A 21,483-nucleotide genomic window follows, 5' to 3' on the forward strand; every position below is an offset into this window, starting at 1 on the left:
GAAGTCGTGTAAAAACTGATACGACTGTTTAAACCCGTTTTTCCCCAATCACAAATTATCTCAGTTTCAATTCTGAAATGAGGGAAGGTCGGATTAAAAACTGCTGGTAGTTAAAATAATTTGGCCAGGGTAATGAATATCGATGCCATTTTCGGCCGTAACAAATATCTTGACGGGATTAAATGCTGATACCGTTTGCAGAGATGCTGTATTCTGCTTTGACAAAAAACTACTTGAACTTTTTAACTGACCCAGATTCTCTGTATTCCCCTGGTCAGTTTCCATCCAGACCACATAGGTTTCATTCGACGACTGCAATCTTTCAATCGCTGCCAAATCTTCGATCTCAACATCAATGACGTAATTCTTGTTGTTGTCCTGTTTCACTTTAACCGAACCTTTAGCTGCCGGAACAACTGCGGAATTTAAAAACGATACCTTTTGGGCACATGAGGTGGACAGCAAGATCATTGATCCTGCCAGAATAGTAAAAAAAATACTTTTTGCGAGTTTATTTCTTCTTTGTGTTTTCATCTTTTTTGAGTTTAAGTGAATTTATTTCAATGAAATAAAGGTAATCCCTTTCGTTTTGAGAAGCATTACATAATTACAGAGAAAAGTTATATCATTCACACATTAGGGGCATTGTAAGACTTCTGAAACCTGCCAATAAAACAAATCCCAACCAAATAAATTGGCTGGGATTCTGCTTCTATCTGTTTGTTTCGAATCTACATGATCAGTTTGTAGCCTTTGCCGTGGACATTGATGATTTCAACTGAAGGCTCATCTTTCAGGTGTTTACGCAATTTGGTAATGTAAACATCCATGCTTCGCGCGTTGAAATAATTGTCATCAATCCAAATGGTTTTTAGGGCGAAATTCCGCTCCAGCACATCGTTGGCATTGTTACACAACAGGCGCAGTAGTTCGCTCTCCTTAGTGGTCAGTTTCACCGTATCGCCATTGCTAATCAAGGTTTGTTTGCGGTGGTCGAAGGTGTATTTTCCTAATTGATAGGTGGATTGTTCGGCACCTTTGCTGTCACTGGTACGGCGTAAAATCGCTTCAATCCGAAAAATCAGTTCTTCCATGCTAAAAGGCTTTGTGATATAATCATCAGCGCCCATTTTAAATCCTTCCAACACATCTTCCTTCAGATTTTTGGCCGTCAGAAAAATGATTGGGATTTCGGAGTTAATTAACCGGATATCTTTGGCCAGGGTCATGCCATCTTTTTTGGGCATCATAATGTCCAAAATACAAAGGCTATACTGATTTTTTTTAAAGCCCTCATAAGCGACTTCACCATCGCCATAGAGGTCGGTGTCGTATCCTTTTGCGATTAAATATTCTTTTAACAGCAGGCCTAGGTTTTCATCGTCTTCGGCCAATAAAAGTTTTGCTTTTGCTTCCATTTACTTTCACATTTAGTGGGAAATAGATCATGAATTTTGTTCCTTTATTGAGGGTGCTCTCCACCTTTATTTTGCCTTGGTGAGAGTCGATAATTTTCTTTACGTAGCTGAGTCCGAGTCCAAAGCCTTTCACATCATGCACATTTCCTGTCGGAACCCGGTAGAACCGCTCAAAGATTTGATCCTGATGTTCCTTCGCAATTCCTATGCCATTGTCTTTCACTGAAACGACTACAAAATCATTTTTGTTCTCCGTCTTTACTTCAATCGCTGGCTGACCTTTGCTGTACTTCATGGCATTGTCGAGCAGGTTGAAAATCACATTGGTGATGTGCACCTCATCACCTTTAATTTGGTCGTTCTCGGCAGCAATAATGGAATCCAGGGTGCCATCCTTACTTTTGACCCGCAATTCAAAGTTAAGAATTACATTGGTAATCAAATTATTCAGATGGACTTCTTTAAACTTAAGTTTCAATCGACCTTCGTTGAAAACGGCCATTTGCAAAACTTTCTCCACCTGGAAACTCAGGCGTTTGCTTTCCTGCAGGATGACGTTCGAAACATGCTCAATTGTTCGGGGTGTATTGCTGATGCTGTTATCATGCAGCATTTGGCTGGCCAGCGAGATGGTGGAGATGGGTGTTTTCAGCTCGTGGGTCATGTTGTTGATGAAGTCGTTTTTGATATTCGACAGCTTTTTTTGCTTTAGAATAATCAGGATCGTGTACACAAAAATGCCAATCAGCATAGCTGTTAAAATGGCTGTTGGAATGACCATCAGCCCGGCTTCCCGGAGCAGATAGCTTTGCCGCTTGGGAAAATAAACCGAGAGGTAGTTGGGTTTAATGTCGATTACATCGTTCGGAAACAGGAGGCTCTTGTATGGTTTTTTGTTCTCCGGATTGAAGTCGCTGGTGCCAAAAACTTTTTGTTCCTGACCTTGCGGATAGCTATAAATGGCGTATTTATATTCCAGGTTGATATTCGAGTTTTCAAACTCACTTTGCAGCGCGCGATCCAAAACCTGACTGTTGATCCGATCTTTTATCGGCAATTGTGAAAACAGGTATTGGTTTTGCAGAATCCGGTAGTAATTTGCTTGCTCGTTCATCCGCATTTCATATTGCTGGCGGATATAACCATCATAATCGTGGATTTCATCAAAAGCCGATGGAAAATCGCCGGGCATACCACGTTCATTATTAAAAATGGAGCTTGAATCGTTATACGAAATGGACAGCTCTTCGCTGTACGTACCGGCACTTTTTCGCTGCGAGAACCGAAATGATATGTTGACATCACTTGGGGCTCTTTGTGGGCTGTTGTTCGGCGTGTTTGGAAAAATATTGTTTTGCTGGTTGTTTCGGGGGAAAATAGAGCCACTGATCGCCTGTCGGTTGCTCTGCGCAATTAGCAGGGAAGCTTCTTCCAGTTCGAGGCGGCGTACAACTTGCCGCATGGCACGGTTGACCGTCTGGTCAAACTGCTCCTCTTTGATTTGAAAAGCTTTTTGAATGGAGTTGGTTTGAACCGCAATCAAACTGGTCATTACGATGGCCATGATTACAATTAAAAAAATAATCACTCTTCTACTCATGAATACAAAGATAAACTTTAAGGAATAGGGTAATTCCCTGCTTAACAATATTTAACATTGGTGCCGTTTCCCGAAAACCAGACCCTTCCGAATATGAAATTGTTAACAGGCTTTAACATTTGTTAGCAAGGCAGTTACTCGTATCTCCGTATATTTACAATCTGTAAATGTATGACATTCATTTGCAGAAATAAGGTTTAACTGAGTTTTTTTACAAGGTGAATTTAGGTTTTGGTTTTTAAAGCGGAGTTGAAAAGCTCCGCTTTTTCCTTTTTCACCTAAAACGTTCAGGCATCCAGTTCTTCCAGTTTGATCAGGGCTGCTTTTGAGGCCTTTTGCTGGGCTTCTTTCTTCGAGCTGCCTTGTCCCTTCCCAATGATTTTTTTCTCGATTATGATCGTTGAAATGAAGCTGGGCTGTCGATTGTCGCCAGTTGTTTTCTCAACGGTGTCAAAGTTCACATCCTTTTTGTTTTTCTGACTCCACTCAATGAGCTGGCTTTTGTAGTTGGTGTTGGTATTTTGAATTTCATCCAGGTTAACTTGTTGCAGAAGCAATTTACGGGTAATAAACTGCCGGGTAACCTGATAGCCCTTGTCGAGGTAAAGTGCCCCAATAATAGCTTCAAGCGCATCGCCGTAGATGTGGCTGTTTTCGCCTGCATTGTTGGTGTTCGACTGGATGTAGTAATTCAAGCCGATTTGAAAGGTGAGCTCGGTGAGGAAGCTTCGGTTCACCAATTTCGATCGCATTTGGGTGAGAAACCCCTCATCCATGTTTGGAAAGCGGTTGTACAGAAACTCAGCGATGACCGCACCCAAGATGGCATCGCCTAAATACTCTAACCGCTCGTTGTTAACCCAATTCCCCTGTGAGTCGGTTTTCGACGCTGAGCGATGGGTCAGCGCTGTTTCATAAAGCTTTAGATTGCTGGGGGTACTGTTAAATAAAGCTTTTAAAAACAAATAAAACTCTTTTCTCGGTGAAGAAAAGAGTTTTATTTTGTGTGCGATATTTCTAATCACTTGATCAGTATTTCTTAAAAATAACTGTCGCATTGTGTCCTCCAAAACCAAAGGTATTGCTTAGCGCGTAATTAATTTCACGTTCTTTCGCTTTTCCAAAGGTAAAATCGAGTCTACTGTCAATCTCAGGATCATCAGTAAAATGATTGATCGTTGGGGGAACAATTCCATGTCTGATGGCCAGGATAGAAGCGATTCCTTCAACAGCTCCGGCTGCACCCAAAAGGTGTCCTGTCATCGATTTGGTGGAACTAATGCTTAATTGATAAGCGTGATCGCCAAAACATTTTTGAATTGCTTTTGGCTCTGCAATATCTCCTAATGGAGTAGAGGTACCGTGAACATTGATATAATCAATATCTTCCGGTTTTATGCCGGCATCTTCCAAAGCCCATTTCATGACTAAAGTAGCGCCTTTGCCGTCAGGATCAGGGGCAGTCATGTGGTAAGCGTCTGCAGACATTCCCCCACCGGCAACTTCACCATAAATTTTGGCACCACGTTTAACAGCGTGTTCATACTCCTCAAGAATGAGGGCGCCTGAACCCTCGCCCATGACAAAACCATCGCGGTCTTTATCAAACGGACGTGACGCTGTTTTGGGGTCATCATTTCTGGTAGAAAGTGCACGCATGGAATTGAAACCACTCAAACCGGCTTCGTTAATTGCTGCTTCTGATCCACCTGTAATAAACAGGTTGGCTTTCCCCATGCGAATGTAATTGAAGGCTTCAATTATTGCATGAGATGCCGAGGCACAAGCAGAAACGGTTGTGAAGTTAGGTCCTCTGAACCCGTAGCGGATTGAGACCAGACCTCCGGCAATGTTGGCAATCATCTTCGGAATGAAGAACGGATTAAACTTAGGGCGATGAACATCGTAGGCCCGGGCTTCTTCAAAAAACGTTTGAAGTCCTCCAATACCTGCTCCCCAAATTACACCGGCACGATCTCTATCGATTGTTTCCAGGTCAAGACCTGAATCCAAAATAGCTTGTTGTGCGGAGGCATAGGCATACAAAGTATAAAGGTCGTGCTTGCGCACTTCTTTTTTCTCTACATAAATCGTAGGATCAAAGTTCTTTACTTCGCATGCAAACTGAGTTTTCTGCAATTCAACATCGAATTTTGTAATCCGATCAGCTGCGCTAACTCCGTTTTTCAGCCCCTCCCAATACTCCTCAATAGAATTACCAAGCGGGTTTACGGTTCCAAGTCCGGTTATAACTACCCGTTTAAATTCCATAAATGTTTAATTCAAATTTATTACTTTACGTTTGCCTCGATGTGCGAGATCGCTTCACCGACAGTTGAAATCTTCTCAGCTTGATCGTCTGGAATAGCCAAATCAAACTCTTTCTCGAATTCCATAATCAATTCAACAGTATCAAGCGAATCGGCACCTAGGTCATTTGTGAATGAAGCTTCGTTGGTTACTTCGCTTTCGTCAACGCCTAATTTGTCGACAATAATTGCTTTAACTTTACCTGCAATGTCAGACATAGTTCTAATTTTAAGTTAATATTCAATTTTGTTTTTAAAAAATCCGGTGCAAAGTAATAAATTTACCCAAAATATATCAAAGAAAAATCAAAATAAATAGCTGTTTGGGGCTGTAAGTTATTGATTATCTAAACTATATTTGAACATGCGAGTCTATTATTCAAAAATAAATCAGAATTGTTACTAAAATGAAGAAAATTGCCATTTTTGCCTCAGGATCAGGCACTAACGCCCAAAATATCATCGAGTATTTTCAAGGAAACCGACATGTAATTGTCGATTCATTGTGGTCTAACAACGAAAATGCCTATGCACTCATCCGTGCTGAGAAGCTTGGTGTTGAGTCTTTTACTTTTTCTCGCGAGGAGTTTTATCAGAGTATTGATGTGCTGGAAGAACTGACCGAGCGCAAAATTGATTTAATTGTCTTGGCCGGCTTTCTTTGGCTGGTTCCAAAATACCTGACAGAGGAGTTTCCTGTTATTAATATACACCCGGCACTTTTACCCAAATATGGAGGAAAAGGCATGTATGGTAAATTTGTGCATGAAGCGGTTGTGAAGAATAAAGATAAAGTCTCGGGCATCAGCATTCATTATGTGAATGAACGCTATGATGAGGGGGACATCATTTTCCAGACCACTTGCGATCTTGACCCGAGAGATAAAGCCGACGATGTAGCAACGAAAGTGCATCAGCTCGAATATGAGCATTACCCCCGCGTAATTGAAGAAGTGTTGTTTTCGGATGATGAATAGGCCAAAACTCAATAGGCCCAAAAGTCGTAGTCTGCGTGATACAAAGTAGCAAGTTAAGACCGGCTTTGGGTTTTATTTTTTGTGCCCAAGTAAATTCCTGACGCTTATTCCTGAAACGGAATAAAGCTCAATTGAGTCATCATTGAATCTTTCAGCGCAGTAAAAGCTGCCAGATTCTCGTCATAAACGGGTTCAACAGGTGGTGCTTCGACTTTAAGCGGATCCATGGGTGAGCCGTTTCTGAACACCCGGAAGTCAAGGTGTGGACCGGTAGACAAGCCGGTCGACCCGACATAGCCAATAACTTGTCCTTGCTTTACACGGGTGCCAGTAGCAATGCCCTTGGCAAATCCATGCAGGTGCATGTAGCAGGTGGTATAAACCGAGTTGTGCTTGATGTAAAGGTAATTCCCGCCCCCGGCTCGCTGGTATCCTTTGCGGGTCACTACGCCATCGCCAATGGATTGAACTGGTGTTCCGGTTGGTGCCGCATAATCGATTCCGTGGTGTGGACGCCGAATTTTCAGCACCGGATGGTAGCGGCTGTTTGAAAAGCGCGAGCTGATGCGCGAAAACTCAAGCGGCGCTTTCAGGAACGCTTTTTTCAGGCTTTGTCCTTGATCATCGAAATAACTCAAGGTGCTGTCTTGTTCAAATAAAAAAGCATAGTAATCCTGTTTCATGTGGTGAAACTGGCAGGCATAAATTTCGCCAATTCCGACCGAAATCGAATCGACGAACTGCTCTTCATAAATAATACGAAATTGGTCGCCCCGCTGAATTCCGAAGAAATCAATGCTCCATTGGTAAATCTGAGATAATTCGATGGCTAAAACCGGATTGATATTGTTTTCAATCAGCGCATTCCACAGCGATGATTTAATGGTGCCCGACGCCGTTTTCAGTTCGGTGGTAGTTGGTTTTTGGCCCGTATAAATATGCAAGGAATCCTGCAACTGATAGACGACATAATCGGTGTTGTCAATCTCATAGACAAAATAGGCCGGCGTTTGCAGACTATCATTTTTCAGAAAAAAATGGTAGTGGTTCTTATGCTTGATTCTCCGAACATCAAATATCGGCTTTGATTTTCGTGCCAGTTGGTCAATCGTTTGGTACGAGATATTTTTCTTGACCAAAATGTCGGATAAATTCTGATTTCGCAGGATGGGCTCCGTTTCAATGATGAAGGAATCAACAGGAAGGCCAAACAACATCACCGGCTCGGGAATGGGGACAGGTTCTGGCTCGGGAACCCGTTCCGGCTTGGGTTCCGGAGGGCGAACAGCAAACACAACGATCAAACTAATAGCGACCAGTAAAAAAACAACTTCTGCAATATATTTCTTCATACTAAATTCTCATCTTATCAAACCCTTGTCCGTAAACCCCCATCACACTTCCCATGGAAATAAACGCTTCCGGATCAATCTCTTTCAACTTTCTGAATATCAGGCTGGATTCCCTTTTACGGACAACAGTCATCACTACTTTTACATTCTCTTTGGTATACCAACCTGTTCCATCCAAAACAGTAACGCCCCGACTGACGTTTTTATTGATGTAATCGGCAATTTCTTCAAAATTCCTCGAAAATATAAAAATTTGGGCAGAAGCGTTCGATCCATTCAAAAAAGCATCAATCGTATACGAAACCACCCACATGGAAACATAGCCGTAAACAAGTTTTCCGGGCGACTGAAATACAAAATAACTGGACGCAATAATAATCACATCGCAATACATGATGACACGTCCGGGGCTGATGTTTCGGTATTTGTTGATGATCATGGCAATGATGTCAGTGCCACCGGTGCTGCCTCCACGGGTAAATACGATTCCAATACCAACCCCGCCCATCATTCCACCCAGGGCGGCCGACAGAAAGGTGTCATCAATCAGCGGCTCCTTTATTAATCCGGGAGTGAGCCAGAATAGCAAAGTCGCCACCAGCATGCTGAAAATGGTTTTTATGCCAAAGCTGGCGCCAAGCACTTTGATGGCAATTAGAATAAGAAACACGTTAATCACAAAGTACGAAACGGCCACGGGGATATGCGTGGAGTAAAAAATGACAGCAGAAAGGCCACTGATTCCCCCTCCTGTAATCTCGGCAGGAATCAGGAAGATCGTCCACGAAAGTACGTAAAGCCCCATTCCAAATGCGATTACTACGTAGTCTGTTAAGGTTGTTTTCAGTTTTGCTTTGTGTTCGTTTGTCATGTCTTTCGCTCGTTAACCATTTTTCATTTCTTTGCCGCGGATCGGCAAAATTGGCTGCAAAAGAAGATCTTTTGACAGGAAGAAAACATGGTAAAAGTCATGAGTCGTGGTGTTAACGAAAAGTTTACACAGTGCAGATCCAAGGCAGGAGCTTGGCGGAACGACGAGCTCCTGTTTATAATAAAAATCCGACCTTGCTATAGATCGGATCTTTAGTTCTCTCGGAGAACAATCCGGTGTTGGTCAGATTTGAAATCTTCCTGGAGGGCGACGCCCTCTTGAGTGTTAATATCCCAAATGCTTTCGTTAGTAGGATGCTTCTAAAGGTGTGGGGTTTACAATCGTGTACTCCCATTTTGAGGGAGTGAATTTTTTCCCATTCGAGAGGAGCCGAACCCCCTTAATTACGCCAATCGTTCCCAGCGCCGCCAGTGGTGCCCCCAATACGACTCCGATGATGCCATAGCCACCGAGTTGCGCAAGGCCCGATATTGTTATTGCGGTACCGCTGGCTCCTATAATAGCACCAGGAACAAGCCATGCCACACCGCCGATAGTCGTTGATGTTGTCTTTGAACGTAATTCCTGCAGCTGATTGACCGCGATGGTGTCACCGCCAATCGTAATGGCTTCGTTCGAAATGACTTTGAAATTTCCTTTGAAGGTTTTCCCCATTTTGGTAATCTTGATTTTGGATCCGGTCTTGATAAAGACAGTTTTTTGGTTGGTGTAATTCTTAAGAAGCAGGCCGTTGGTCGTCTGTGCGGCGCTCCATATTACTGCGAGGAGTAATATGCCTACAACAAAAATCAGTTTTTTCATAAGCTTTAGATTAATTGAATGATCGCCTGCACGATGCAAGGTTTTAGTTTTTAAGATATTTGTAACAAGTGAAGTGCAGATAAAGTTTTTCATATCTTAAAGTATGTTTATCCTACTGAACGTGCCCAGAAGACATTCAATCAGCCTTCTTTTAAATTGGTGATGGGATATCTGGGATGTGGCATGCAAAAAGAACAGGGCGCCACCTGGTAAGATGATGCCCTGTTTTTTAGCGGATAAAGGAGATGAGTTCAGATTGGATCTCCTATAAAACTTACAGTACGACGTTGATAATTTTCTTGGGTACGTAAATCACTTTTTTGGGTGTTTTCCCGTCCAGCCATTTTTGTGCCAGCTCATTGGTCAGCACGGCCTTTTCGACCTCATCTGTCGGCAGGTCCAGCGGCAATTCCAGTTTGAAGCGCATCTTGCCATTGAATGAAACCGGGTATTCGTGGGTGTCTTCCACCAGCAAGCTTTTGTCAGCCACAGGCCAAGGCTCGTAAGCCAGCGATCGGGTGTTGCCGTAAAGGCTCCAAAGTTCCTCAGCCAGGTGTGGCGCATAGGGCGACAGGATTTTGGCAAAGGTTTCAGCGGTCGATTTGGTCGCTTTTCCTTTTTTGATACACAGGTTATTAAACACCATTAAAGCCGAGATTCCTGTGTTGAATTTCAGGTTCTCAATATCGTCGCCCACTTTCAAAATGGTCTGTTGCAACAGTTTCAATACTTCGCTGTCTTCTTCGCCTTCCACGATGTTCTCAAGGTTGGCAAAAAAGCGGTGTGCCCGGCTTAAGAATCCGAACACGCCTTTTACGCCGTTTTCGGCCCAAGGCTTGGTGTCGTCCAACGGGCCCATGAACATTTCGTACAAGCGTAAGGCGTCAGCACCGTACTTTTCCACCACATCGTCGGGGTTGATCACATTCTTTAGCGATTTCGACATCTTGGCTACAATCTGTCGGAGTTCTTCGCCGGTTTGTGTGTGAAAATATTTCCCGTCTTTTTCTTCAACCAAATCCGAGGCTACTTTGGCGCCGGTTTGTGTTTCGTAAGCAAAAGCCAGAATCATGCCCTGGTTGAACAGCTTCTTGAAAGGCTCGTCAGTTGAAACCACGCCAAGATCGAACAGCACCTTGTGCCAGAACCGGGAATAGAGCAAATGAAGAACTGCATGTTCGGCACCCCCAATATACAGGTCAACAGGCATCCAGTAATTTTCCAGCTTTGGATCAAAAATCTGCTCATCATTCTTGGGGTCAATATAACGCAGAAAATACCAACATGATCCAGCCCATTGCGGCATGGTATTGGTTTCACGCCGTCCTTTTCGGCCATTTTCATCCACTACCGTCAGCCAGTCGGTGGCATTACCCAGCGGAGACTCGCCTCCTTCGCCTGGTTCAAATTTCTCCAGGTCGGGCAGGGTTACCGGCAGCTCATCTTCTACAACCGTTACTTCGCCATCCTCCCAGTGGATCACCGGGAAAGGCTCACCCCAGTAGCGTTGGCGGCTAAAGAGCCAGTCGCGCAGCTTAAAGTTGGTAGTGGCTTTACCAATGCCTTTTTCTTCGAGCCACGCGGTAATTTTAGCGATGCCTTCTTTTTTGCTCAACCCGTTGATATCGATACCGGTCTCAGCGCTTGCCGAATTGATGTAGGCACCGTCTTCGGTCCAGCAGGCTTTGCCGGCCAACACGTTCTCGCGGGTTTTCTCGTCGGCATTTTTCGGATCAAGAATGCAAATAATCGGAATTTGAAATTTTTCAGCGAACTCAAAGTCACGGGTGTCGTGTGCCGGAACTGCCATGATCGCACCAGTTCCATAGCCCATCAGTACATAGTCGGCCACCCAAATCTGAATTTTGTTTCCGTTGACCGGGTTGACCGCGTAACGCCCGGCGAATACGCCGGTTTTGTCTTTCGCCAATTCGGTTCGGTCCAGGTCTGATTTCAGCGAAGCAGCCTGGATATATTTTTTAACCTCATCTTTTTTATCCTCTGCCACCAAACTGTCGAGCATCGGATGCTCGGGTGACACCACCATATAGGTGGCGCCAAACAGGGTGTCGGGGCGAGTCGTGTACACGCGCAGTTTCTGGCTCAGCCCTTCTACGGTAAAATCGACCTCAGCTCCGGTTGATTTGCCGATCCAGTTTTTCTGCATGTCTTTTACGCCTTCGGGCCAGTCCAGTTCGTCCAGTCCTTCCAATAAGCGCTGGGCGTAATGTGGAATGCGCAGCAGCCACTGTTTCAGGTTTTTGCGAATAACCTGGTGCCCGCATTTCTCATGCGAACCATCCGTCAATACCTCCTCGTTGGCACAAACGGTTTTACAGTTTTCGCACCACCACACCTGGGCGTTGTCGTAATAAGCCAGGCGTTTTTTGCCAATGTACGCTGTCACGGCTGCATCGCCTTCGGCTTTCACCTCCTCGGGAATGGGCAGTTCACTTACAGGGCGACCCTTGCCTTGCTCATAATCGAACCAGGTGTTGTACAGTTTGGTGAAAATCCACTGGGTCCATTTAAAATACTTTGGATCGGTGGTGTTGATCTCGCGATCCCAGTCGTAACTCAACCCCAGCGTTTTAATCTGCCGACGAAAGTTGTCGCAGTTTTTATTGGTTGTCACTGCCGGGTGTGTGCCTGTTTGAATGGCGTATTGCTCGGCAGGCAAGCCAAACGCGTCCCAACCCATGGGATGTAATACGTTAAATCCTCTCATCCGCTTGTAGCGACTGATGATGTCGGTTGCCGTGTATCCTTCCGGGTGTCCTACGTGCAAGCCAGATCCTGACGGGTAGGGAAACATGTCGAGAATGTAATATTTGGGCTTCGAAAAATCGTTTTCGGTTTTGAAGGTTTTGTTTTCCTCCCAATGGGCTTGCCATTTCGGCTCTATGTCCCAGAATTTGTATTCCATGGTGATGGTTGATTAAAAGCGTTTTAAAACTGAGCGGCAAAGATAGAAAAATATGGGGAGAGTGCGAAGGGATAGCCGGGAGTGGGTGGATAGCAATGGCTACTTTTGTTGGGATCCAAATTTATCCTTGGAGCCCCTGGGTTGTTCGTGTGCTGCAATCAAACAATTGATATTTCGCACGCGCTGGCCCAACCCAACGCTTGGGAATGCCAATATCGCAAGATGGATTATAAATGTGTCATGATAGAAGATAAATGTTATCTGGGATTCTTTATTCCACCCATTTTATGACATGAATAGTGCAATCCAGGACTTGGATTGCGTATTTCTATTTCGTCAAAAACATACGATAAGACATCAATGATACAGCTTATTCCTTGTTTCACCTATTCTAGGCCATAGAGATTTTAATTCCGAACGGCCCATAAATAATAAAACAGCGCACCAAAATGATGCGCTGTCTTTTTATTTCAGATTAATCTGTAATCCTTTTTTGGAAGGTGTGGTCTGATTACATCATGCCGCCCATTCCGCCGCCCATTTGAGGCATGGAAGGTGCAGGATGATCTTCTTTTTCTTCCACCATAACACATTCGGTAGTCAGGAACATGCCAGCAATTGATGCGGCATTTTCAAGAGCCACACGTGACACTTTGGCTGGGTCAATCACACCTGTCTCGTATAAATTCTGGTATTCATCAACACGGGCATTGTATCCGAAGTCGCCTTCGCCTTCGCGTACTCTTTGCACCACAACGGCACCTTCTTTGCCTGCATTAGCGACAATTTGACGCAGAGGCTCTTCAATCGCACGTTTAATGATTTCGATACCTGTTGTTTCGTCATCGTTCTCACCTGTCAGTCCTTCCAACGAAGCAATGGCGCGAATATAGCCAACGCCACCACCAGGAATAATACCTTCTTCAACGGCAGCACGGGTTGCGCTTAATGCATCGTCAACACGGTCTTTCTTTTCTTTCATTTCAACTTCCGACGCAGCACCAATGTAAAGTACAGCAACACCACCAGCAAGTTTAGCCAAACGTTCCTGCAGTTTCTCGCGGTCGTAGTCTGATGTGGTTGATTCAATCTGACGTTTAATCATGCTTACGCGTGACTTGATGGCTGCATCATCGCCAGCACCGGCCACTACAGTCGTGTTTTCTTTGTCTACCGTAATTTTTTCAGCCTGACCAAGCATCTCCAGGGTGGTGTCTTCCAGTTTCATACCTTTTTCTTCGGTAATTACAGTTCCACCTGTTAAGATCGCCAGATCTTCCAGCATTTCTTTGCGGCGGTCGCCAAATCCCGGAGCTTTAACAGCACATACTTTCAGTGAGCCACGCAAACGGTTTACAACCAAAGTTGCCAAAGCTTCGCCGTCAACATCTTCGGAAATAATCATTAAAGGACGTCCGGTTTGAGCGGTTTGTTCCAGCACCGGAAGCATGTCTTTCATCGTGCTGATCTTTTTGTCGTGGATCAGGATGAAAGGATTTTCAAGGCTGGCTTCCATTTTTTCAGTATCAGTCACAAAATAAGGAGAGATATATCCGCGGTCGAACTGCATGCCTTCCACGACATCAACATAAGTCTCTGTTCCTTTGGCTTCTTCAACCGTGATAACACCTTCTTTGTGTACTTTTTCCATGGCTTCGGCAATCAGCGAACCAATTTCTTCGTCACCGTTGGCCGAAACTTTAGCTACTTGTTTAATTTTATTGTAGTCGTCTCCAATGTTTTGTGCCTGCGACTGGATGCTTTCCACTACTTTACGTACGGCTTTGTCGATGCCACGTTTCAGGTCCATTGGATTGGCTCCTGCTGTCACGTTTTTCAACCCAACACTGATGATGGACTGGGCCAAAACAGTTGCTGTAGTGGTTCCGTCACCGGCATCGTCGCCTGTTTTGCTGGCTACTTCCTTCACCATTTGAGCGCCAATATTGGCGTATGAATCCGGAAGGTCAATTTCTTTCGCAACAGTTACACCATCTTTGGTGATTTGAGGTGCGCCAAATTTTTTCTCAATAACCACATTGCGACCTTTTGGTCCCAGGGTTATTTTGACGGCATCAGCCAGTTGGTCTACTCCTTTTTTTAGCAAGTCTCTTGCTTCGACATTGAATTTAATTTCTTTTGCCATTGGTATTCTTTTTTAAAATTTTCAGTTTCAATTAAACAATGTATAAAACATCCGTTTGTGACATCAACAAGTAATCTTTCCCGTCGATGTTCAACTCGGTCCCGGAATATTTTCCATAAAAAACAGTATCACCAGCTTTCAGTTCCATGGGCTCATCTTTTTTAGCGGCGCCAACCAAAACTACCTGGCCAACTTGTGGCTTTTCTTTTGCTGAATCAGGAATAATAATTCCACTCGCTGTTTTTGTTTCTGCTTCCTGTGGTTGAACCAGGATTTTACCTGCAAGGATTTTTCCTTTTAACTCTGCCATTTTTTGAATTATTTTTAGTTAGACATATTTTTTTATTGACACCCTTGTCTATCGAATTGTATGCCAAAGACGGTTGGGCGACTATTGGGAGTTGAATTGAGACATTTTTTCCTTTTCCGGAAAAGAAACAAAAGCCAAAGACTGTGTTTATGCCTGCTTATCAGGTTTTTGCGACTGCATGACAGGCATCTGCAAAACCTGACATTTGGGCATAAAAAAACCACCCGGATGGCGAGTGGTTTTTATTTATAGGGTATGGGTTAAATCCGTTTATTCGGCAGGCGCTTCTTCGCTTGACGTATCTTCTTGTTCAGGAGCTGTTAGTGGAAAATTAGGAACTGCATTGGGATCAACGGCATTTTCAATTTGATTTTGAATGGACGAACGGTTAAGATCTTCGGCCGATCGTGGAATTAATGCACTTCCTAAAACAGAAAATAATAATAATGCTCCGGCTAAAAACCAAGTTGCTTTTTCCAGAAAATCAGTTGTTTTCCGAACACCCATGATTTGGTTTGATGACTGAAAGTTGCTTGCCAAACCACCACCTTTTGAGTTTTGCACTAAAACAATCAGGATCAAAAGCGCACAGGTGATAAAAATTAAAACAGTTATTAGCGTGTACATGGTATGCTTTATTAATTCATTAATTTTTTTAATATCTCAATCTGACCGGCAAAGTAAGTACTTTTTTCCGGAAATTTCAAACTTAAATTTTTATAGGCGTCGATCGCTTTTTGATAATGTTTCTGCTGGGCGTAAATTTTTGCAAGCGTTTCAGTAACAAAGGAATTGTCGCTTTTTTCTTCCGTCTCAGTTTCTGCGGGAGTCTCCACCTCATCCAACACTTTTTCCGCTTCCTTTTTTCGGATCGACCGGATCAGGTCCACCAAGGTCTCTTCCCTGTCTTCTTTTCGATCGCTCAGCTGATAAAAGCCCGGAGCCATGTACTCTTTAGCCAGCGGATCCTGATCAGCCAGTTCTGAAGTGAGTTTATCATCAGCCGTTTCTTCCTGATGCAAAAAGTGATACAATTTACGCCGGTCGGCAATCCGGATGGCGCCACGTTCCAAATAGCTGTCGAAATCGGGATCGTCCAGCATTTTCAGGTTCTTCAACAACAAAACCCAGGCAGCCTGAAAGGTCGGGTAGTTTTCAACCACTTCTTTCAGCTCGGCCAAGCTATCCTGATTAAGTTTCTCAGGATGACTGAGGTAGTTGTAAAAAGCTTCTTTTTGCATTACCAGTTAGCAATCGATGCGTTAAAAATATCTTCTGTCAGTTTATCCAGAATTAGCACCACCAGTTCTTCTTCAACGCTGCTTAAGATCTGGTTGCTGTCGAAATCTTCATACGCTGAGAATGTTTTCTCCCAGTCTTCGTCAGGATTCGTGTTATTGGTGTATTTCACCTTCACGGAAACGGTCAGCCTTGTTTGGGCCGCCAAATCGCCTTGAGAGATGTTCATTGGGCGGGTTTCGTAGTTCGTGATTTGCCCTTCAAACTCCAGGTCGCCATCTTCTTCTTGCTGGTTAAGCGATGTTTGTCGCAGGAGCTTATCTTGCAGCGCTTCGGTCATTTGCTGGCTGAGGTTGGGGTTAACCAGCCTGGCCCTGTTTGGGAAATAATAGACCGAAAACGTTTTAACTTCAGGTGAGATGGAAGCTCCTGTGAATGAATAGGAGACTTTGCAACTTTGAAACAGTCCGTTTCCAGCCAGCAGAAATAACGCAACCAGCAAAAAGTTTTTGAGGCTATTGATTGATGTCATATTCCTTAATTTTTCGGTACAGGGTTCGCTCTGAGATCCCCAGTTCCTGTGCAGCATATTTTCTTTTCCCTTTGTGCTTTTCAAGGGCTTTTTTAATTAACTCAACTTCTTTATCTTCCAATGATAGTGATTCTTCAACAAATTCTTCCGTATCCTGGATATCTTCCCTGTCAATTGGATCATTGTATTGAATGGGGGGTTGTGTTTGTCGTTCCGCAGGCACGGGGTTCTCATCCTTCTGATAGATTTTCCGGATAATTTGAGCATTTTCTGAATGAAAACCAGGACGATCCGCGCCATCAACCATCAAGTCGTGAACCAGTTTCTTCAGATCGTTCATGTCTTTTTTCATGTCGAAAAGCACCTGGTACAAAATTTCGCGTTCGTTGGCAAATGTTTTTTCATCGATTCCTTTGTACAAAGCTGGCAAATGATTGATCGCGCTTGGAAGATAGGCACGCATGGCATTGCCGTCAATGTTTCGGTTTTGCTCAATAATCGAAATTTGCTCGGTGATATTTTTAAGCTGGCGGACGTTTCCGGGCCAGTCATAGTTGGCCAATACCGTCTGAGCTTCTTCATCGAGCCGGATGGGTGGCATACGATAGCGTTCAGCAAAGTCGAGGGCAAATTTTCGGAAGAGCAGGTAAATATCCTCTTTTCGGTCGCGCAGGGGCAGGATGCGGATGGGGACCGTGTTGAGCCGGTAATATAAATCTTCACGGAACTTTCCTTCCTGAATGGCAATCGGGATATCCACATTGGTGGCAGCAACTACCCGCACATTGGTTTTCAGAACCTTCGAAGAGCCCACCTTCATAAACTCACCTGCCTCCAGCACGCGCAATAAGCGAACTTGCGTGGAAAGCGGCAGTTCACCGATCTCATCGAGAAAGATGGTGCCGCCGTCGGCTTCTTCAAAATAACCTTTCCGATCAGACAAGGCGCCTGTAAAAGCACCCTTTTCATGCCCGAACAATTCCGAGTCAATGGTTCCCTCCGGAATGGCACCGCAGTTTACAGCAATGTACTTGCCGTGTTTTCGCGACGAAAATTGATGGATAATTTGAGGGAATGCTTCTTTCCCGGTTCCACTTTCACCAGTAATCAATACCGACAAATCAGTGGGGGCAACCTGAACGGCTACTTCGATTGCACGATTGAGTCCGACAGCATTTCCAATAATTGCAAAGCGTTGTTTTATTTCCTGAACATCCATATTTTTGCGACTGAATTTTCAACTGACAAAGTTACAATTTTAACTTTTAAAGCGTTTGTTTTTATTGGTTAAGAATAATGAAGTGTTGCAGGCAGCCTTAGATTTAACAATTTTTAGTTTTTTGGTCTGTAAACCGGTGCTTCATGTTAGTTTTGTAACGCAATTAAAGTAAAGCGTATGAAGTTTATTGGTATCATTCCTGCCCGTTATGCATCCACTCGTTTTCCCGGGAAGCCCCTGGCAATACTGAGTGGAAAACCAATCATCCAACATGTGTATGAGAATGCAGCCAAAGGGCTCGACGCGGTTTGGGTGGCAACCGACAACAGCCGCATTGCACAGGCGGTGACAAATTTTGGCGGACGGTTTATTATGACGCGGGAAGACCATCAAAGCGGAACTGACCGATGTGCCGAAGCCGCAAAGCTTTTATCGGCAAAGCACAATTTTGATGTTGTGATCAACATACAGGGCGACGAACCCTTTGTTCGGTCGGAACAGATTGAGGCGCTAAAATCGTGTTTTGCCGATGCGCAAACCGAGATTGCAACGCTGGTTAAAGTGATTGACTCCGTAGAAGTTCTCTTTAATCCAAACCGACCGAAAGTTGTGGTGGGACGAAATCAACATGCCTTGCTTTTTAGTCGCGAAACCATCCCTCATATTCGCGGAGCCGCTAAAGAGCAGTGGCTGAATCAGCATGAGTTTTACAGTCATTTGGGCATGTATGCTTACCGGAAGGATATTTTGCAGCAAATTACCCAGTTGCCGCCCTCGAAACTGGAGATGGCTGAGTCGTTGGAACAGTTGCGCTGGCTTGAAAATGGCTTCGGAATTAAGGTAGCACAAACCCGCTTTGAAAGCATTGGAATAGACACCCCAGAGGATTTGGAAGCTGCACGTCGATTCCTGGATGATCAAGACGGTTAATTTTCAGAAGGAAAAACTAGCGAAGTAGAAAATATATGCCTGTGCAAAGGGCAATCAAGGCTCCGGTCCAAACCAAGAAGATGATTCGTCTTTCTCCTTTTTGCTTCGATTTTAGTCTCGCACGAAATTGAGCAAGCTCTTCCGGTGTTGCTTCTTTAAAATGTACTTTTTTGTGGCTCAGGTTTTCCTTCGACGGATTTTTGTCAAAAATCTTCCGTCGGTTTTTCAAAATGATGCGATTGCTTCGAAGAGCCTGCATCATCGCTGCTATGGCTGCTCCTCCACCTCCCATTGTTCTGGTTGAAAACGGATTGGACAAGCGAGCTTATCCAATCCGATTATTTGGCTACGATTCTGAAATAACAATTTTCTCAATGGTATCACCCGCGCGAATGGCATCGATTACCTCAAGACCTTCGTAAACTTTACCAAAACACGTGTGGTTGCGGTCCAAGTGGGCTGTATTTTCGCGGCTGTGGCAAATAAAAAACTGTGACCCCCCTGTGTTTCTTCCGGCGTGAGCCATCGATAAAACACCACGGTCGTGGTACTGGTTATCACCGTCGAGCTCGCACTTAATTTTATAGCCAGGACCACCGGCACCAGTTCCGTCAGGACATCCCCCCTGAATGACAAAGTTTGGAATTACCCGGTGAAAAGTGAGTCCATCGTAAAATCCTTCTTCAGAAAGCTTTACGAAGTTGGCAACAGTTCCGGGAGCATCTTCTTCATAAAAATTGACTTTCATGATCCCTTTGCTGGTATGAATTTCTGCTTGTTTCATTTTTCTGATTTTAATATTCGACAGCAAAAGTACGATTTTCGTTTTGCATTTTGGAGTGAAACCTTAAATCTTGTCGCTTAGTGCCTGTTTCCTGCAGCAGGATCCCCGGACTCAGAATCCTGCGACTGGATCGGTTTCACGATCATTCGTCACTGGATAAACGCTATCGCGATGAACCCCGGACAATCAACTCGGGAAACAGCATTTCAACTTTTGGAGTAAAAGCCTCCTGGGCTGCATTCACCCGCTTCATCAGGATACGCGCCGAAAGCATGCCCAACTCGTAGGTGGGCTGCCACACCGTTGACAGCGAGGGTTTAAAGTAGCAGGAATAAGGTTCGTCATCGAAGCCAATGACTGATATTTCATCGGGAATGGCGATTCCAGCTTCCTTAATGACATACATCGCGCCAATAGCCACCCCATCGTTAATGGTAAAAATCGCGTCAGGTGGATTGGACAGCGCCAACAGCCGCCTGGTAGGCTCAATCCCCGCTTCGGGCGTAAAGCCACTACTTTCAACAATGTAGTCCTCCAACACCGGAAGCTGGTATTTTCTCAAGGCATCTTTGTAGGCTGCCAGCCGGTGCCGGGCGGTTGACAACGATGAAGAGCCGGCAATGTGGGCTATTCGGCGGCAGCCGGTATGGATCAGATACTCAACAGCCTGAAACGCACCCCGGTATTCGTCCACAAATACTTTATCGACCTCCAAATCCTCACAGTCGCGGTCGAAAATGACCAGTGGAAACCGGCTGTCTTTCAACACCTGCAGATGTCCATACTCTTTTGTTTCCCGCGAAGGGGAAATTAAAAATCCATCGACCCGGATCGACGTAAACTTTTCAACCAGGGCCATTTCCTCGTCCAGCGATTCATTCGACTGGCCGATGATCATATTCATTCCCTGGGCTGTCAGCAAATCCTGCACCCCACCAATCACAGAAGAGAAAAAGTAGCTGGTAATTTCGGGGACGATCACCCCGATCGTATTCGTTCGTTTCCGGAGCAAACTCAGGGCCAGCAAATTGGGCTGGTAGTTGAGTTTCCGGGCCAGCGCAATCACTGCTTCGCGGGTTTGGCCGCTGATCGCCGGATGGTTATTCAAAGCCCTGGACACCGTTGACGGGGAGACCTTTAACTCCCGGGCTATATCAGTGATAGTGGTACGTGGTTTTGACATGATTTCCTGGATGTATTCGTTGACTAGGATTCGATTTCAAGCCGATGAACAAGTTCGGACATCGCAAAAAAAACAGTGGCTCCCAAATCTTCCAGCTTCGTTTGATTCTCTTGATTTCCATAGGCAAACACTTCAAACCCTCCTCCCCTGGCGGCTTTTACGCCGGCCAAACTATCCTCCACCACGACACATTCATCAGGCTGAAAGCCCATTTCCCGGGCGGCATGAAGAAAGATATCCGGTTGCGGCTTCCAGCTATTGATGTCGTACGAACTAAAAATCCGATCTTCAAAATGCGGAATTAATCCTGCCGTGGTTAAACTCAGCTTGATCTTCTCGCGCGGGCCACTCGATGCCACGCAAAAGGGGATCCCCTCCTGCTCCAATGCTTTCAGTACCTGAGCTACCCCGTCAACGGGTTTTAATTCGGTTTTAAACTGCTCGAAGGTGCGCCGGCGAAACTCCTCTTCAAAGTCATCCGGGAATTCAGTGGTGGCGTGGGCTTTCAGATAGTCCAAGGTGCCGGACATGGACACACCGGAAAAATTCTCAATCGCATCCTCGAGCACCAGGCTTACCCCAACGGAAGCAGCCATCTGCACCAGCACCCGGTTGGAAATGGCTTCGCTATCCACCAACACACCATCATTGTCAAAAATTACACATTTATACTTCATGCTTCGTCGTATTCTTTTGTATCAACTGCTCGGACATTTCTGACCAGCCAATTAAACGCCAGCACAAATTACACAGATTTAAGCAATTAAAAAACCGGCGCCAGCGGAAGTTCAAACCCGAATCGAAAAGGGCTCACGACCATCGGCAAGTCGATTGCTTTAACGACAGAGAACGCAGCGGAAAAGAA

The 21,483-nt window shown here is 44.8% G+C and carries 22 protein-coding genes; 2 read left to right on the top strand and 20 right to left on the bottom strand.

What is annotated here, in order from left to right:
* Nucleotides 1-93: 93 nt before the first annotated feature.
* The 6 genes from AAC033_RS13430 to AAC033_RS13455 form a co-directional block, all read right to left on the bottom strand.
* A complete protein-coding gene (locus tag AAC033_RS13430) occupies nt 94-534 on the bottom strand; it encodes a hypothetical protein (RefSeq protein ID WP_339738942.1) in 441 nt (146 codons plus the stop codon).
* Nucleotides 535-731: 197 nt separating this feature from the next.
* Entirely contained in the window at nt 732-1,418 is a 687-nt protein-coding gene (locus AAC033_RS13435) for a response regulator transcription factor (protein WP_339738944.1), read from the bottom strand.
* Nucleotides 1,378-3,018: a HAMP domain-containing sensor histidine kinase gene (locus AAC033_RS13440; protein WP_339738946.1), complete on the bottom strand. Its 1,641-nt coding sequence runs from the start codon at nt 3,016-3,018 to the stop codon at nt 1,378-1,380. The genes AAC033_RS13435 and AAC033_RS13440 overlap by 41 nt, the downstream gene beginning before the upstream one ends.
* A 287-nt stretch (nt 3,019-3,305) precedes the next feature.
* On the bottom strand, nt 3,306-4,043 hold the full coding sequence (gene rnc, locus AAC033_RS13445) for a ribonuclease III (protein ID WP_339738948.1): 738 nt from the start codon (nt 4,041-4,043) through the stop codon (nt 3,306-3,308).
* Between the two features lie 4 nt (nt 4,044-4,047).
* A complete protein-coding gene (gene fabF, locus AAC033_RS13450; protein WP_339738950.1) occupies nt 4,048-5,289 on the bottom strand; it encodes a beta-ketoacyl-ACP synthase II in 1,242 nt (413 codons plus the stop codon).
* 20 nt (nt 5,290-5,309) lie between these two features.
* On the bottom strand, nt 5,310-5,546 hold the full coding sequence (locus tag AAC033_RS13455; RefSeq protein WP_053181687.1) for an acyl carrier protein: 237 nt from the start codon (nt 5,544-5,546) through the stop codon (nt 5,310-5,312).
* A gap of 188 nt (nt 5,547-5,734) precedes the next feature.
* On the opposite strand from AAC033_RS13455, the gene AAC033_RS13460 reads away from it, so the two are divergent.
* Nucleotides 5,735-6,304 carry a phosphoribosylglycinamide formyltransferase gene (locus AAC033_RS13460; protein WP_339738953.1) on the top strand — a complete coding sequence of 190 codons (570 nt, stop codon included), beginning with the start codon at nt 5,735-5,737 and terminating at the stop codon, nt 6,302-6,304.
* Nucleotides 6,305-6,408: 104 nt separating this feature from the next.
* On the opposite strand, the gene AAC033_RS13465 is transcribed toward AAC033_RS13460, so the two are convergent.
* The 10 genes from AAC033_RS13465 to AAC033_RS13510 all read right to left on the bottom strand — a co-directional run bounded on the left by AAC033_RS13465 (nt 6,409) and on the right by AAC033_RS13510 (nt 17,721).
* On the bottom strand, nt 6,409-7,656 hold the full coding sequence (locus tag AAC033_RS13465; RefSeq protein ID WP_339738954.1) for a M23 family metallopeptidase: 1,248 nt from the start codon (nt 7,654-7,656) through the stop codon (nt 6,409-6,411).
* 1 nt (nt 7,657) lies between these two features.
* Nucleotides 7,658-8,527: a YitT family protein gene (locus tag AAC033_RS13470; RefSeq protein ID WP_339738955.1), complete on the bottom strand. Its 870-nt coding sequence runs from the start codon at nt 8,525-8,527 to the stop codon at nt 7,658-7,660.
* A 306-nt stretch (nt 8,528-8,833) separates the two neighbouring features.
* The gene (locus AAC033_RS13475; protein ID WP_339738957.1) at nt 8,834-9,442 is read right to left on the bottom strand and encodes a hypothetical protein; all 609 of its coding nucleotides are present in this window, start codon (nt 9,440-9,442) and stop codon (nt 8,834-8,836) included.
* Nucleotides 9,443-9,623: 181 nt separating this feature from the next.
* The gene (gene leuS / locus AAC033_RS13480) at nt 9,624-12,275 is read right to left on the bottom strand and encodes a leucine--tRNA ligase (protein WP_339738959.1); all 2,652 of its coding nucleotides are present in this window, start codon (nt 12,273-12,275) and stop codon (nt 9,624-9,626) included.
* A gap of 511 nt (nt 12,276-12,786) precedes the next feature.
* Nucleotides 12,787-14,421: a chaperonin GroEL gene (gene groL, locus AAC033_RS13485; RefSeq protein ID WP_339738961.1), complete on the bottom strand. Its 1,635-nt coding sequence runs from the start codon at nt 14,419-14,421 to the stop codon at nt 12,787-12,789.
* A gap of 31 nt (nt 14,422-14,452) precedes the next feature.
* Nucleotides 14,453-14,731, bottom strand: coding sequence for a co-chaperone GroES (locus tag AAC033_RS13490; protein ID WP_339738963.1), 279 nt, complete (start codon nt 14,729-14,731; stop codon nt 14,453-14,455).
* A 270-nt stretch (nt 14,732-15,001) separates the two neighbouring features.
* Complete coding sequence (gene secG / locus AAC033_RS13495) at nt 15,002-15,358, bottom strand: preprotein translocase subunit SecG (RefSeq protein ID WP_339738965.1); 357 nt, start codon at nt 15,356-15,358, stop codon at nt 15,002-15,004.
* Nucleotides 15,359-15,369: 11 nt separating this feature from the next.
* Complete coding sequence (locus AAC033_RS13500) at nt 15,370-15,972, bottom strand: hypothetical protein (protein WP_339738967.1); 603 nt, start codon at nt 15,970-15,972, stop codon at nt 15,370-15,372.
* Entirely contained in the window at nt 15,972-16,502 is a 531-nt protein-coding gene (locus AAC033_RS13505) for an LptE family protein (protein ID WP_339738969.1), read from the bottom strand. Before AAC033_RS13505 ends, AAC033_RS13500 begins: the two co-directional genes overlap by 1 nt.
* On the bottom strand, nt 16,486-17,721 hold the full coding sequence (locus AAC033_RS13510; protein ID WP_339738971.1) for a sigma-54 dependent transcriptional regulator: 1,236 nt from the start codon (nt 17,719-17,721) through the stop codon (nt 16,486-16,488). Before AAC033_RS13510 ends, AAC033_RS13505 begins: the two co-directional genes overlap by 17 nt.
* A 177-nt stretch (nt 17,722-17,898) precedes the next feature.
* Here AAC033_RS13510 and kdsB point away from each other — a divergent pair, with 177 nt between their 5' ends.
* Nucleotides 17,899-18,651, top strand: coding sequence for a 3-deoxy-manno-octulosonate cytidylyltransferase (gene kdsB / locus AAC033_RS13515; RefSeq protein ID WP_339738973.1), 753 nt, complete (start codon nt 17,899-17,901; stop codon nt 18,649-18,651).
* A gap of 16 nt (nt 18,652-18,667) precedes the next feature.
* Here kdsB and AAC033_RS13520 read toward each other — a convergent pair whose 3' ends face one another.
* The 4 genes from AAC033_RS13520 to AAC033_RS13535 all read right to left on the bottom strand — a co-directional run bounded on the left by AAC033_RS13520 (nt 18,668) and on the right by AAC033_RS13535 (nt 21,295).
* Nucleotides 18,668-18,943: a hypothetical protein gene (locus AAC033_RS13520; RefSeq protein ID WP_339738975.1), complete on the bottom strand. Its 276-nt coding sequence runs from the start codon at nt 18,941-18,943 to the stop codon at nt 18,668-18,670.
* Nucleotides 18,944-18,997: 54 nt separating this feature from the next.
* Nucleotides 18,998-19,435 (bottom strand): peptidylprolyl isomerase, encoded by a 438-nt coding sequence (locus AAC033_RS13525; RefSeq protein ID WP_339738977.1) that lies wholly within the window; start codon nt 19,433-19,435, stop codon nt 18,998-19,000.
* Between the two features lie 163 nt (nt 19,436-19,598).
* Complete coding sequence (locus AAC033_RS13530; RefSeq protein ID WP_339738979.1) at nt 19,599-20,618, bottom strand: LacI family DNA-binding transcriptional regulator; 1,020 nt, start codon at nt 20,616-20,618, stop codon at nt 19,599-19,601.
* A 23-nt stretch (nt 20,619-20,641) separates the two neighbouring features.
* Nucleotides 20,642-21,295, bottom strand: coding sequence for an HAD family hydrolase (locus tag AAC033_RS13535; RefSeq protein ID WP_339738981.1), 654 nt, complete (start codon nt 21,293-21,295; stop codon nt 20,642-20,644).
* Between the last annotated feature and the right edge of the window lie 188 nt (nt 21,296-21,483).

The sequence above is a fragment of the uncultured Sunxiuqinia sp. genome (assembly GCF_963974515.1).
Taxonomy (GTDB): domain Bacteria; phylum Bacteroidota; class Bacteroidia; order Bacteroidales; family Prolixibacteraceae; genus Sunxiuqinia.

Bases quoted from the DNA above. Each gene is read 5' to 3' on its own strand.
- AAC033_RS13430 (WP_339738942.1), bottom strand. From the start codon at position 534: ATGAAAACACAAAGAAGAAATAAACTCGCAAAAAGTATTTTTTTTACT.
- AAC033_RS13435 (WP_339738944.1), bottom strand. From the start codon at position 1,418: ATGGAAGCAAAAGCAAAACTTTTATTGGCCGAAGACGATGAAAACCTA.
- AAC033_RS13440 (WP_339738946.1), bottom strand. From the start codon at position 3,018: ATGAGTAGAAGAGTGATTATTTTTTTAATTGTAATCATGGCCATCGTA.
- fabF (WP_339738950.1), bottom strand. From the start codon at position 5,289: ATGGAATTTAAACGGGTAGTTATAACCGGACTTGGAACCGTAAACCCG.
- AAC033_RS13455 (WP_053181687.1), bottom strand. From the start codon at position 5,546: ATGTCTGACATTGCAGGTAAAGTTAAAGCAATTATTGTCGACAAATTA.
- AAC033_RS13460 (WP_339738953.1), top strand. From the start codon at position 5,735: ATGAAGAAAATTGCCATTTTTGCCTCAGGATCAGGCACTAACGCCCAA.
- AAC033_RS13465 (WP_339738954.1), bottom strand. From the start codon at position 7,656: ATGAAGAAATATATTGCAGAAGTTGTTTTTTTACTGGTCGCTATTAGT.
- AAC033_RS13470 (WP_339738955.1), bottom strand. From the start codon at position 8,527: ATGACAAACGAACACAAAGCAAAACTGAAAACAACCTTAACAGACTAC.
- AAC033_RS13475 (WP_339738957.1), bottom strand. From the start codon at position 9,442: ATGAAAAACTTTATCTGCACTTCACTTGTTACAAATATCTTAAAAACT.
- leuS (WP_339738959.1), bottom strand. From the start codon at position 12,275: ATGGAATACAAATTCTGGGACATAGAGCCGAAATGGCAAGCCCATTGG.
- groL (WP_339738961.1), bottom strand. From the start codon at position 14,421: ATGGCAAAAGAAATTAAATTCAATGTCGAAGCAAGAGACTTGCTAAAA.
- AAC033_RS13490 (WP_339738963.1), bottom strand. From the start codon at position 14,731: ATGGCAGAGTTAAAAGGAAAAATCCTTGCAGGTAAAATCCTGGTTCAA.
- secG (WP_339738965.1), bottom strand. From the start codon at position 15,358: ATGTACACGCTAATAACTGTTTTAATTTTTATCACCTGTGCGCTTTTG.
- AAC033_RS13500 (WP_339738967.1), bottom strand. From the start codon at position 15,972: ATGCAAAAAGAAGCTTTTTACAACTACCTCAGTCATCCTGAGAAACTT.
- AAC033_RS13505 (WP_339738969.1), bottom strand. From the start codon at position 16,502: ATGACATCAATCAATAGCCTCAAAAACTTTTTGCTGGTTGCGTTATTT.
- AAC033_RS13510 (WP_339738971.1), bottom strand. From the start codon at position 17,721: ATGGATGTTCAGGAAATAAAACAACGCTTTGCAATTATTGGAAATGCT.
- kdsB (WP_339738973.1), top strand. From the start codon at position 17,899: ATGAAGTTTATTGGTATCATTCCTGCCCGTTATGCATCCACTCGTTTT.
- AAC033_RS13520 (WP_339738975.1), bottom strand. From the start codon at position 18,943: ATGGGAGGTGGAGGAGCAGCCATAGCAGCGATGATGCAGGCTCTTCGA.
- AAC033_RS13525 (WP_339738977.1), bottom strand. From the start codon at position 19,435: ATGAAACAAGCAGAAATTCATACCAGCAAAGGGATCATGAAAGTCAAT.
- AAC033_RS13530 (WP_339738979.1), bottom strand. From the start codon at position 20,618: ATGTCAAAACCACGTACCACTATCACTGATATAGCCCGGGAGTTAAAG.
- AAC033_RS13535 (WP_339738981.1), bottom strand. From the start codon at position 21,295: ATGAAGTATAAATGTGTAATTTTTGACAATGATGGTGTGTTGGTGGAT.